This is a genomic window from Eisenbergiella massiliensis (assembly GCF_003435485.1).
Window position 1 is genome coordinate 36,868 of the sequence record NZ_QVLV01000005.1, and the last position, 12,679, is coordinate 49,546.

9 protein-coding genes are annotated in these 12,679 nt (G+C 48.1%); 4 read left to right on the plus strand and 5 right to left on the minus strand.

What is annotated here, in order from left to right; translation table 11 throughout:
- Positions 1–371: 371 nt before the first annotated feature.
- Positions 372–857, plus strand: coding sequence for a sigma-70 family RNA polymerase sigma factor (locus tag DXC51_RS08790; protein WP_021634413.1), 486 nt, complete (start codon positions 372–374; stop codon positions 855–857).
- A 25-nt stretch (positions 858–882) separates the two neighbouring features.
- Positions 883–2,298 (plus strand): hypothetical protein, encoded by a 1,416-nt coding sequence (locus DXC51_RS08795; protein ID WP_117544301.1) that lies wholly within the window; start codon positions 883–885, stop codon positions 2,296–2,298.
- 69 nt (positions 2,299–2,367) lie between these two features.
- Here the strand turns inward: DXC51_RS08795 and thrS are convergent, their stop codons facing one another.
- From thrS to DXC51_RS08820, 5 genes are all read right to left on the minus strand, one after another.
- On the minus strand, positions 2,368–4,125 hold the full coding sequence (gene thrS, locus DXC51_RS08800; protein WP_035320916.1) for a threonine--tRNA ligase: 1,758 nt from the start codon (positions 4,123–4,125) through the stop codon (positions 2,368–2,370).
- Between the two features lie 427 nt (positions 4,126–4,552).
- Positions 4,553–6,364: a DUF885 domain-containing protein gene (locus tag DXC51_RS08805; RefSeq protein ID WP_117544302.1), complete on the minus strand. Its 1,812-nt coding sequence runs from the start codon at positions 6,362–6,364 to the stop codon at positions 4,553–4,555.
- Between the two features lie 328 nt (positions 6,365–6,692).
- Positions 6,693–6,968, minus strand: coding sequence for a septation regulator SpoVG (spoVG, locus tag DXC51_RS08810; protein ID WP_021634407.1), 276 nt, complete (start codon positions 6,966–6,968; stop codon positions 6,693–6,695).
- A gap of 21 nt (positions 6,969–6,989) precedes the next feature.
- Entirely contained in the window at positions 6,990–8,108 is a 1,119-nt protein-coding gene (gene glgD / locus DXC51_RS08815) for a glucose-1-phosphate adenylyltransferase subunit GlgD (protein ID WP_021634406.1), read from the minus strand.
- Positions 8,105–9,379: a glucose-1-phosphate adenylyltransferase gene (locus DXC51_RS08820; protein WP_021634405.1), complete on the minus strand. Its 1,275-nt coding sequence runs from the start codon at positions 9,377–9,379 to the stop codon at positions 8,105–8,107. Before DXC51_RS08820 ends, glgD begins: the two co-directional genes overlap by 4 nt.
- 461 nt (positions 9,380–9,840) lie before the next feature.
- Between DXC51_RS08820 and murC the strand changes: the two genes are divergently transcribed.
- On the plus strand, positions 9,841–11,220 hold the full coding sequence (murC, locus tag DXC51_RS08825) for a UDP-N-acetylmuramate--L-alanine ligase (RefSeq protein WP_021634403.1): 1,380 nt from the start codon (positions 9,841–9,843) through the stop codon (positions 11,218–11,220).
- 306 nt (positions 11,221–11,526) lie between these two features.
- Positions 11,527–12,678, plus strand: a complete 1,152-nt coding sequence (locus tag DXC51_RS08830; RefSeq protein ID WP_117544303.1) for a DnaD domain protein — start codon at positions 11,527–11,529, stop codon at positions 12,676–12,678.
- Position 12,679: the final 1 nt, after the last annotated feature.

Below are 12,679 nucleotides of genomic sequence, written 5' to 3' on the forward strand. Positions count from 1 at the left end.
TGAAGATTTGGAGCCGTTTCTTAAAGCGGAAGGAAACCGCTTATCCCGCCAATGCAGCATTGTCTGAGGAGCCTGCGACGAGTTCATGCTGCAATCAGGGACGTCCAAGCGGTTTCCTTCCGCTTTTAGAAACGGCCCAAATCTGAAAGGCAGCAGAAAACACCCGCCCCCCGGACAGACACAGCAGGGACGCCCCGGCGGGGACGGGACAGGACAACGACGAAGCCATAAAGCCGTCCGGCTTCCCCGGAACTGCCCACTACCTAAATTTTTAACATTTTTTTTAATGAAACGCAAACTTTTTTGTTCCCCGGGCAGTCTAACAGATGTAAAGGGACGAAAACAAGACTTTTAGAAAGAAGGTGGGGCACATGAGCCAACATTTAAGCAAGAAACAATTCGCACAGCATATGGAAAACAACAAGGCAAAATTTTACCGTCTCGCTTTCTGTTATGTCAAAAACGAGCACGATGCCCTGGAAATTATATCAGAGGCTACCTACAAAGGCTTTATAAATCTGGGAAAACTGGAAAATCCTGAATTTTTTGATACCTGGATGAGCCGTATCATCATCAATTGTGCTTATGATCTTTTGAAAAAACAGAAAAAATACGAATTCATCGTACCGGATGATACCCTTCCTGCCCGGGAAGAGGATTTATCCGTTGACGACCGCCTTGATCTTTACCAGGCGCTGAACACTTTGCAGCCAGATGAAAGAACGCTGATTATCCTGAAGTACTTCGAAGACCGGAGCTTCCGTGAAATCGCCGAAACCCTGAAGCTGCCTGAAAGCACCGTGAAAACACGTCTGTACCGCATCATCGGCAAGCTGAAAAGCGCCGTATCGGTCTGACTCATTTAAGAAAGGAGATGCTGTTATGAATAAAGGAAAAGAAAGCTATAACAATATACCCCTTCCCGATTCCCTTTCCGCTTCCATTCAGAAGGGGCTGGACCGGGGAAAGAGATATACGGGAAAAAAATGGATTACAGGCTTCGGTTCTCTGGCGGCCGCCTGCCTGTGTATCGTGGTTCTCTTCCGCATACTTCCGTTTTCCGGAAGCAATAATACCCAGACACCCGACACGCCTATGGCCGCACGTTCCCAAGACACCCCGGTGACTCCCCAGGCCTTTTCCGATGAGAAACCCGTGGAGACCCAGGCAGCGGAAGTCTATCGGATTCCCTGCCGCCAGACAACAGACGCCGATACACAGGTTCCCGTCTATAAAATGGAAGAAAAGCTGGCCCCCCACCGTCTTGTTTTCACCCTGTATGATGTGCGTGATTTTGACTTTGATGCCCTCAGTGAAGAATTAATGGACTCCTCTCTGGTAAAAGATGTTTACCGCAGCATCCTGCTGGATGATTCCGCAGTCAGCTTTGTGGTGGAACTTTCCATTAATACGGCCTTTCAGCTGACGGAGCAAACGGCGGACGGCTATCTGGAGCTGAGCCTTTCTCCTGCAGATACTGCCGATGAAATCCGCGAGGTCTTCTATCTGTCCTCCGACGCGATGGACGGCGGAGAGGAAACCGCGCTGCTGCAGGAATCCCTCGGCACACTGGACAGCAGTCTGGTGAAGGCCCAGGACGGAAGCTTCTGTATTGTTTCCGGAGAATTTGAAACCAGTCAGGAGGCTGAAGAAATGCTTGAAAAGCTGGAAAAAGAAGGTCTGGAACCTGGTCTGCTCCATGTGGCGTCCGGAATGAGCGACGAATCTCCTGTTGGGAATGCCACCGGCGATACGTCCGCCCTGCCTGAAGCCACCATGCCTTCCTCCATCCAGGTATACGGCACAGTTACGGAAATCAACGGCAATCAGGTTATGCTGGAAAATGACAATCAGAATGATCCCTATTCCCGCATCGTCCTGAATATCAATGAGGATACCCTGATACTCACAGCCACAGACTGTATTCCTAAGAAGCTGAAGGATCTGAAGGTAGGCGAAACCCTTTACGCCTATGTCAGCCCTATGATGACAAGAAGCCTTCCTCCCATTTCCAATGCGGAGCTGGTTATCTGTCAGGTCCCTGAAGATATGGCTGCACCGACCTATGCCACCATCACCGAAATTACCTCCATGAATGACGGCACTCCCGCATATGTTACCGACCGGGACATCATCTACTTTATCGGTGAAAATACCGTCATTAAAACCCTGGACGGCAAAAAAGAACTGACAGCCGCCGACCTGACACCCGGCACCAAAGTCCTGGCCTGGTATCAGATAATGACCATGAGCATCCCTGCGCAGACCACACCGGATGAAATCCGGGTTCTGCCGTAATCATTTAAGCAAATACCCGGGGCATCTGCATCACCGCCCCGGGTATTTTTTCATTATATAAAGATTTTATTATTCTTCAGCCTCTTTTGCCGCCTTCCTTACAAAATCCTCCAGAGCGAAGCTTCCCAAATCCCCATCCTCTCTGCTTCTTACGGATACCGTCTGGCTCTCCTCCTCCTTCTGGCCGACAATCAGCATATAAGGCACCTTTTCCATCTGTGCGCTCCTGATTTTATAGCCGATTTTTTCATCCCTGTTATCCATCTCACAGCGGATTCCCGCTGCCTTGAGCGACTGCAGGATATCTCCCGCATAACCGAAGAATTTCTCGGAAATCGGCAGTACCTTCACCTGCACCGGCGCCAGCCATAACGGGAATTTACCCGCATAATGCTCGATCAGAATACCGATGAAACGTTCAATGGAGCCATACACTACCCTGTGAATCATGATAGGACGATGCTTTTCCCCGTCCGCCCCCATATACTCCGCCTCAAAACGCATAGGCAGCTGGAAATCAAGCTGAATCGTACCGCACTGCCAGGTTCTTCCCAGGGAATCCTCCAGATGGAAATCGATCTTGGGTCCGTAGAAAGCGCCGTCCCCCTCATTCACCACATATTCCATCCCGATTTCCTCCAGAGCCTTGCGCAGCCCTTGTGTTGCAAGCTCCCAGTCCTCGTCGCTGCCGATGCTGTTTTCCGGACGTGTGGAAAGCTCTACGTGATAGATAAAGCCGAATTTACTGTATACCTCATTGATCAGCCGCATAACGCCCTTGATTTCATCCGTAATCTGCTCCTGCGTCATAAAAATATGGGCATCATCCTGCGTAAAGCAGCGGACACGCATCAGGCCATGGAGCTGCCCTGATTTTTCATGCCTGTGCACAAGCCCCAGCTCGCCGATTCGCAGAGGCAAATCCCGATAGGATCTGGGCTGGGACTTGTATACCAGCATACCGCCCGGACAATTCATGGGCTTTACCGCAAACTCTTCCTCATCTATCTCGGTTGTATACATATTTTCCCGATAATGATCCCAATGCCCGGAAGTCTCCCAAAGCTTCTTATTCAAAAGAATGGGCGTGGATATCTCCTGATATCCTTCTCTTTCATGCAGCTTTCGCCAGTAATCAATCAGCGTATTCTTCAAAATCATGCCCTTGGGCAGGAAAAACGGGAAGCCCGGGCCTTCTTCCATTAAAGTGAAGAGTCCCAGCTCTTTTCCCAGCTTCCTGTGATCCCTCTTCTTTGCTTCCTCAATTCTTGCCAGATGCGCTTCCAGCTGCTCCTTATCCGGGAAAGAGGTTCCATAAATACGCGTAAGCATCTTATTTTTCTCATTGCCTCTCCAGTAAGCGCCCGCCAGGCTGGTCAGCCGGAAGGCCTTCACATAGCCGGTATTGGAAAGATGAGGCCCTGCGCACAGATCCACAAAATCACCCTGCCTGAAAAAGCTGATGACCGCATCCTCCGGCAGATCCTCAATCAGCTCCACCTTGTAGCTTTCATTTCTCTCCTTCATCAGCGCAATCGCCTCTTCCCTGGGAAGGGTAAAACGTTCCATTGGCAGCCGTTCCTTCACAATCTTCTTCATTTCCTTTTCAATTGCCTTGAAATCGTCACTGGAAATAGGGCTGCTGAATTCAAAATCATAATAAAATCCGTCATCAATCGCAGGTCCGATTGCCAGCTTTGCATCCGGATACAGCTTCTTTACGGCCTGCGCCAATATGTGAGAAGTCGTATGACGGAAGGTCCTTGCCCCATCCCTGTCTTCAAAGCTCTGTTCGCCTAAGCTTCCATCCTTTAAAATAACATCCATTTTTCTCTTCTCCTTTTCTTTTATCTGCATTAAAAAACACCCTCAGAAAAAACAGCCATCGCTGCTTTTCCTAAGGGTGCAATAATTTTTCTTTTCCTAACGGCCACGGCCCGCACATCCTGAAGCACTTACTGAATATGCCTCCGCCGGTTCCGTTTCCCACTATCCTGCACGGTTCCACCTTAATTTTTCACTTCAGATTCTTTCAAACCTTAATCCTTAACGCGGATATACGTCCATATTTATCTCTGACCGGCATCTGCCCGGACAGCCTTCACATGGCGGCTCCGGAATGGTCTTCACCTTCTTCATTCGCAAAAGGGCTTTCAGCTGATGCCCTTCTCTCTGGTTACGCTGATGCAAGGCTACTCTTTCCTTCATTGCTTTTGTCTGTTTACCTGTATCTTAGCATTGTGTTTTTTCAAAGTCAACCACTTTTTTGGGCCGTTTTCAGCCATTCATCAAAATAATCCCGTATAATGGTAAACGGCGCCGGTCCCATATCCAGTATAAAGGTATGGAATTCCTTCTCATCAAATGCGGCTCCCAGCTTCTCCTCCGCCTCCGCGCGCATCCTCTCTATTTCCAGGCATCCCGCATAATACTGCAGATAATTGCCGGGATTGGCAATCAGGGCATCGTAGATTTCATTGACCGTATCCTCGTCCAGATTATAAATCTGCTGCAGAAAAGAAGCCGTTTCTTCCCGGTTCCAGCCTTCATAGTTGACTCTGATATCCAGCAGCGCATAAACCGCCTTTGTAACGGAGGAATCCCGCCTCATAAGCTCTCCCATCACATTCCCCAGGCCATTGTCTTCAAACAGATAGGAGCGGTTTTCCACATAAGTGGCCCAGCCCTCAGAATATGCCGTAAAATTAAGTGCATGCCTTACCTCCGGAACTTCTCTGCCCAGGTAATAAACGTTCTGATACAAATGCCCCGGATAGCCCTCATGGGCCAGCACCGTCAGCACATCATAGCTGCCGCTCCCTCTGTTGATATAAATCACATTGTTCTGCGGCATATCCATGGGCGGTGTCAGGTAAAAGGCCGGGCTCATGCTGGCTTCCAGGCTCTCCGGCACATACTTGATCTGGTAGCCGTTTTCCGGCAGCGCAGGATATGCCTTTTCCACTTCTTTTTTCAAATACGTCAGCACTGTTTCCGGGTCATCGCTGAAAAAGCTTTCCTCCCACATCTCCTCCAGTCCGTCCGGATTATTATCCAACACTTCCACAATAGCATCCCAGTCCTTTTCCAGCTGCTCCTCTATCGCCTTGCGCAGATCGTTAACTGAGGAAAAAGAGGTATAAATGCTGCAGTCCACCAGATATTCATAGTACCTTCGTCCCTCTGGCAAATAATAAATACCCAGCTCGTTGGTTCCGCTGCCCCTGAGCTGTTTGAGTCCGGCATACAGCTCCTCATAGGCAGGCACAAAATGTGTTTCCAGCACTTCCAGATTCTTTTTTATATAATCCTCTTTCTCTTCCGGCGTCAGTTCAGGCATTTCCTCCAGCCGCTCCCGGAAGGACTGATCCATCAGACCGCCCTCCGGCGCCTCCATGTAAGGCTCGCAGGAGGCAAGCACCTGATCCGCCATGCGCGTCCCCATAAAAAGCCCTGCCTTCGCCTTTTCCTGCTCAAATTCGAGAATCTGCCGGTAATACTCGTCGATTTGCCCCAGAAGCTTCAGATAAGTATCCACGCTCTCTTTTCTGTAAAAATGATACTCCGCCAACAGTACGGGAAGCTCCGTCTGCATCCCGATAGTGGGGCTCAGCGGCTCAGCATACAGCTCCAGCCCTTTCCCCGCCTGTTCTTTTTCCAGAACCTCCTTCAGGATCTTATAGGTAAGAAGCCGTTCCCCGGTCAGATCCTTTTCCCGGATTCCCTTCAGCGCTTCCAGCAGCTGTTCGTCCAGCTCCTCTTCCGCCTTCTGATTTTCCAGTGAATAACTGCCGAAAACCGATTTTGCTTCCGTAATCCCATAGGCCGAAGGATCCGCCAGCGTATAATTCAGCGTAAGCTCGTCCTGGGAAGCCAAATCAATAAACAGATCCCGTGTAAAGCTGTCAAATACGGCCGCCGTATCAGAACCGGCATCCCCGCCAATACCCACCGCCAGCGTATCGCACCCCGGCACCAGACATAAAATTAATAATACAAGGGAGAGAAACAAGGCTATATGCCTGTTTCCAAAATCTCTGTTTCCCTTTTGCCTCTCTCTTTGCATCTGCCTACTCCTTTTCAAGCTTTCCTTCCGATGAGCTTTTATACACAGCCATTCAGGCCCTTCCTGGCCGCCTTCCTCTTCTGCAGCAGCTGTTCAGTCCCCTCACTGCTCCCTTCTGTATTACTATACCGCCTTCTCTATGAAATGTATACCGCCAGGTAAAAAAGAATCTCGCTTGCATGATTCTCCGCCTGCGGCGGGTCGCTTTAGCGGCATGATTCCTTTCCGCCGCAGTGCGATCCTCGCGGAACGTTTTTTATTCCATAGGAGTACTTTCCTATGGAATAAAAAAACGGGAATGCCTTCCGCATTCCCGCCTTAGTAAGAATCAAATTCCATCATCCGGTTCCAGCAGCGCCGCTTCATATCTTTCCAGGATAATCCTCTGGATATTCTCTCTCGTAGCCTGGTTAATCGGATGCGCAATGTCCCGGTACTCTCCATCAGTAGCCTTCTTGCTGGGCATCGCTATAAACAACCCCTTCTCTCCTTCAATTACTTTTATATCGTGAACGACAAACTCATCATCAATTGTAATAGATACGATGGCTTTCATCTTTCCCTCTTTAGTGATTTTCCGCACACGCACGTCTGTAATCTTCATTTGAGATTCCCCCTTTTATCTTTAGATGACATACCTCTCGTTCTTCTCAACCACAATCTTAATTCCGTCTTCTCCTTTGTAGAAGGTATTTGCACGGATCGTATCCCTGCTCTCTACGATGCAGTTCTCAATGTGTGTGTTGTCTCCTATATAAACGTCATTTAAGATAATGGAGTTCTTAATATAGCAGTTATTGCCCACAAAGGACTTCTTGAATATCACAGAATCCTCCACCGTACCATTTACGATACAGCCGCTGGAAATCAGGCTGTTGCTGACCTTGGCGCCCACATTGTACTTTGCGGGAGGCAGGTCGTCCACCTTGGAATAAACATCAGGATACTGCTTGAAGAAGTAATCCCTGATTTCCGGCTTCAGGAAATCCATATTCGTGGAAAAATAATCTTCTACGGACGCAATATTGCGCCAGTATTCCTTGATCTTATAACCGTAAATTCTCTTCTGGTTCTTATAACGGATCAGGATGTCCTTCACGAAATCGTATCTGTCTTCCATGGCGCAGCGCTCAATCATTTCAATGAGCAGGCGGCGCCTGATTACATAGATGCCGCAGGAAATTGTGTTGGATTTCGCCACAATGGGCTTTTCCTCGAATTCCTCAATCCTGCTGTCCTCGTTCATCTTGATGGTGCCGTAACGTTCCACATTCGCGCCGATTGGCATGTCCTTGCACACCACCGTGATGTCGGCCTTCTTCTCAATATGGTATTCCAGTACCTTATTATAATCCATTTTATAAACACAGTCACCGGATGCAATCACTACATAAGGCTCATGGCTGCTCTTCAGGAAGGAAAGATTCTGATAAATGGCATCCGCAGTCCCTCTGTACCAGTAGCTGTTGTCCGCAGTTACCGTAGGAGTGAACACGAACAGCCCTCCCTGCTTACGGCCGAAATCCCACCATTTGGAGGAATTCAGATGCTCATTCAGACTTCTGGCATTATACTGGGTAAAAACGCCTATTTTCTGGATGTGGGAATTGGACATATTGCTGAGGGCGAAGTCGATGCTTCTGTAGCTGCCTGCGATAGGCATTGCCCCGATAGCTCTCTTTTGGGATAATTCCTTCATCCTGTGGTTATTGCCGCCTGCTAAAATAATTCCTATCGCTCTCACTGTTCGTCACCTGCCTTAATCAAAGATTTCCCGCTTGCAAGAGTGCCGCCTTCATAGTCCTCAGCCGCCGTCTCACCGAACACAACCGTATTCTTTCCGATAGTAATTCCCTTTGGTATCGTACTCTTTTCTCCAATGGTAACAATACCGCTGTTATAGATGTGGGGAGCGATATCATTCTCAGCTTCCTCTCCCACGCCCATCTTCACGCCTTCTCCTACCTGTACATTTTCGGCAATAATCGCCTTGTTCAGCTCACAGCCGCTTCCGATAACCGTATTATTCATGATGATGGAATCGCGCACTACCGAATCCTTGCCGATGGTAACGCCGCAGCCGATAACGGAATTGTATACCTTTCCGTAAATCTCTGAGCCTTCGCCGATAATACTTCTCTCAATAACCCCCTCCGGAGCAATATACTGCGGCGGAAGAATCTCGCTCTTTGTATAGATTTTCCAATATTCCTCATACAGATTGAATTCGGGAACGATATCAATCAGTTCCATATTCGCTTCCCAGTATGAGTTCAGGGTTCCTACGTCCTTCCAGTAACCATTGAATTCATAGGCATACATCGGAGCGCCTTTTTCATGACAATAAGGAATGACATGTTTTCCGAAATCCAGATTGGGCTGATCGGATCTGGCAATGAGAGCTTCCTTCAGAGTTTTCCAGTTAAATATGTAGATTCCCATAGAGGCCAGGTTGCTTCTGGGATTCTCGGGTTTTTCTTCAAAGTCTGTTATCTTGCTGTTTTCGTCCGTGATGACAATACCAAAGCGCTTCGCTTCGTCGATCGGTACAGGCATTACCGCAATCGTGCACTCTGCGCCGTTCTGCTTATGGAAATCAAGCATTACCTCATAATCCATTTTATAAATATGATCCCCTGACAGGATCAATACATAGTCCGGATTATAACTGTCCATGTAATCAATGTTCTGATAGATGGCATTGGCCGTTCCGGTATACCACTCGCTGTTCTCACTCTTTTCATAAGGAGGAAGAACCGTTACGCCGCCTATATTTCTGTCCAAATCCCACGGAATACCGATCCCGATATGGGTATTCAATCTAAGTGGCTGATACTGTGTCAGTACACCTACCGTATCCACGCCTGAATTAATACAGTTGCTTAATGGGAAATCAATAATCCGGTACTTGCCGCCGAAGGACACGGCAGGTTTCGCCACTTTGGAGGTCAGCACACCCAGCCTGCTTCCCTGACCGCCAGCAAGCAGCATAGCAATCATTTCTTTCTTAATCATGTCATCACCTCATGTTTCTGCATCCATATTCTGCATAGATTTACGTATATAACGTAATAAGATTATACCACATGCTTGTACAAAAGTGAATAATCTTTTACAATTTCTTTCTGTTGTATTTTTTTAAATTTTGTGTATATTTTACATATTTCAAACCTTTCATTTTGCAGTATTATGTATTTTACATAAGATATTACCCCTCCCAGTTATGCATCTTTCTTCTATTTTCCACAAAATATGCGCTTTTTCGCGCAAAAATCCTTTTCCGGTCTTTTCTTTTTGTAATTGCCTATTGGTTTTTTTTTCATGAATGCGTATAATACATATCAGAATGAACAAAGACTGCTTACTTTGCGTACACTGTCAGTGGAGGGTATCAATGGCTGACGGATAATTGCGGCTTTTTACCTTCATAGTTCCTGCCAGGCTTTGTCCAAATAAAAAACAGGAAGGGTATCCTTATGTATCAAGTAGATTTTAATCATCCGGTTCACGTTTACTTCATCGGCATAGGCGGCATCAGCATGAGCGGCCTGGCAGAGATTCTTCTCTCCGAAGGCTTCCGTGTATCCGGCTCCGACATGAAAAAATCGTCACTTACCGAACTTCTGGAGAAAGAAGGCGCCGTCATCCACTACGGGCAGCGTCGTGAAAATATAACCGATGATATCGATCTGGTGGTATATACCGCCGCTATCCACAAAGACAACCCGGAATACGCAGCCATGGAAGAGCTGGGGCTTCCCAGCCTGACCCGCGCACAGCTTCTGGGACAGATGATGCGCAACTACAAAACCCCCGTGGCGGTCAGCGGAACTCACGGTAAAACCACCACCACCTCCATGATTACGGAAATACTTCTGGAGGCCAAAGCAGATCCCACCATTTCCGTTGGCGGAATCCTGAAGGCTATCCATGGAAATATCAGGGTTGGCAAGTCCGACCTTTTCGTTACGGAGGCCTGCGAATATACTAACAGCTTCCTCAGCTTCTATCCCCGTATCGGGATTATACTTAATATAGAAGAGGATCATCTGGACTTCTTCCGGGATCTGGCGGATATCCGTTCCTCCTTCCGCAGATTCGCCCAGCTTCTTCCGGAAGACGGGGTTCTGATTATCAATGGCGATATTCCAGACTACCGTGAAATTACAGAGGGCCTGGCCTGTTCCGTAATCACCTTTGGCTCTTTGGAGACCTGCGATTATTACCCGACCGATATCAGCCATGATGAGCTTGCCCATGCCGGATTTACGCTCAACCGAAGGAACGGCTCACCCGTTCCCGTATCTCTGGGAGTGCCCGGGGAACATAATATCCTGAATGCCCTGGCGGCGCTCGCGCTTGCAGATTATCTGCAGCTTGACATGGGAACCGCTTCCCGCGCCCTGAAGAATTTTACGGGCACGGATCGCCGCTTTGAGTATAAAGGCAGCCTGGACGGCATCACCATAGTAGATGATTATGCGCATCATCCCACAGAAATTACAGCAACTCTCAAGGCTGCTGTGAATTATCCCCATAAAACCCTCTGGTGCGTATTCCAGCCCCATACCTATACCAGGACAAAAGCCTTCCTTTCTGATTTTGCAGACGCGCTGTCCCTGGCGGATAAGGTCATTCTCGCCGATATTTATGCCGCCCGCGAAACGGATACCCTGGGAATCAGCTCCCGCGATCTGCAAGAAGAAATCGGTAAAAAAGGTACGGAATGCCATTATTTCCCATCCTTTGAAGAAATACAAAACTTTATTTTAGAAAATTGCACTGCCGGTGACCTGTTGATAACTATGGGGGCCGGAGACGTTGTAAATATCGGAGAAAACCTTCTGAAACGATAGTTATCCACAATATCCACATTTTTCATGTGTATGAAAAGTGTGGATATTTTACTTTCTCCTTCCTTGATTTTGCGTCATATTCACAGGTTCATCCACACTTTCCACATTATCCACAATTTCCGCAAACCCAGTATTTACAAGGTTTTTCGGCAATTTGACTGTTTCTTTTTCCACATTCGTATGATATAATGCATTTGCTTAAAATATGAAATGCACAAAGCCGCCCGGCTTTTGTGCGGTTTGATGTAGCTGTGAAGGTATTGAGCGGTTACGTCTTGGTTAATAATAGAAGAAATAGGTGAGATTATGAGTTGTCTGAGGATTTACCAGGATAACTATATTGACGCGACCATCGTATCCAATCGCTTTATTGATGAATATATGGCGGACGCCAATGATGCGCAGCTGAAGATCTATCTTTTTATCCTGCGCATGATGAATGCAGGGCGTGCTTTCAGTATTTCTGAAATTGCCGACACCTTCAACCACACGGAAAAGGATGTCATGCGCGCTCTCAAATACTGGGAGAAATGCAGGGTTTTTTCCCTGGAATACGACAGTAACAGGAATTTAAGCGGCATTCATCTCCTTGCGCTGGAAGCCAGGGAAGCCGCAGAAGCTCCCAAGGCTCCTGTTGTTTCTCTCGTATCCAGGCAGGACGATAAGGCAGAGCCGCAGCCGTCCGTGCAGAAGCCTGTCCAGGCCGAAGCCATGAAAACACCGGCGCCGGTTCCCTCTGCAAAGAATGCGCCTGCTTCTGAAGAGGACAAGCCCGCTGCAGCCGCTTCCTCCGCTTTCGTCAAACCCGCCTATTCGCTGGACGAGCTGAAGGCCTTTCAGGAAAAAGATTCCACGGCACAGCTCCTTTTTATTGCGGAACAGTACCTGGGAAGAACGCTGAGCCCCGCCGATATGAAATCCATTCTTTTCTTTTCGGACGGCCTGCATTTTTCAGACGATCTGATTGATTATCTTCTGCAGTACTGCGTGGAACGCGGCAAGAAGGATTTCCGTTATATCGAAAAGGTGGCAATCAGCTGGGCTGAAGCCCATGTATCCACTCCTGTTGAAGCGGAAGGCCATGCCAGCCGTTACGATAAATGTGTTTATACCATCATGAACGCCCTGGGCAAGACAAATGCCCCCACCAGGCGTGAAGCGGAATATATCCGCCGCTGGCGCGAGGAATATACCTTCGAAACAGATATTATTATAGAGGCCTGTGAAAGAACCGTACTGGCTACCGACAGGCACCGTTTTGAGTATGCGGATAAGATTTTACTTTCATGGAAAGAGGCTGGCGTGCGGCATCTGGCCGACATTGCCAAGCTGGATGAAGGCTTCCAGAAGACCAAGCCTGCAAAACAGACGTCCGACCGTTCCATAGATAAGTACAATCGTTTTATGCAGAACAATTATGATTACGACGCCCTGGAGCAGGAGCTTCTGCGCAACTGAG

Excerpts from the sequence above, each read along its gene's own strand:
- DXC51_RS08795 (WP_117544301.1), top strand. The coding sequence starts at position 883 with ATGAATAAAGGAAAAGAAAGCTATAACAATATACCCCTTCCCGATTCC.
- DXC51_RS08830 (WP_117544303.1), top strand. The coding sequence starts at position 11,527 with ATGAGTTGTCTGAGGATTTACCAGGATAACTATATTGACGCGACCATC.
- DXC51_RS08820 (WP_021634405.1), bottom strand. The coding sequence starts at position 9,379 with ATGATTAAGAAAGAAATGATTGCTATGCTGCTTGCTGGCGGTCAGGGA.
- thrS (WP_035320916.1), bottom strand. The coding sequence starts at position 4,125 with ATGGATGTTATTTTAAAGGATGGAAGCTTAGGCGAACAGAGCTTTGAA.
- murC (WP_021634403.1), top strand. The coding sequence starts at position 9,841 with ATGTATCAAGTAGATTTTAATCATCCGGTTCACGTTTACTTCATCGGC.
- spoVG (WP_021634407.1), bottom strand. The coding sequence starts at position 6,968 with ATGAAGATTACAGACGTGCGTGTGCGGAAAATCACTAAAGAGGGAAAG.
- DXC51_RS08805 (WP_117544302.1), bottom strand. The coding sequence starts at position 6,364 with ATGCAAAGAGAGAGGCAAAAGGGAAACAGAGATTTTGGAAACAGGCAT.
- DXC51_RS08790 (WP_021634413.1), top strand. The coding sequence starts at position 372 with ATGAGCCAACATTTAAGCAAGAAACAATTCGCACAGCATATGGAAAAC.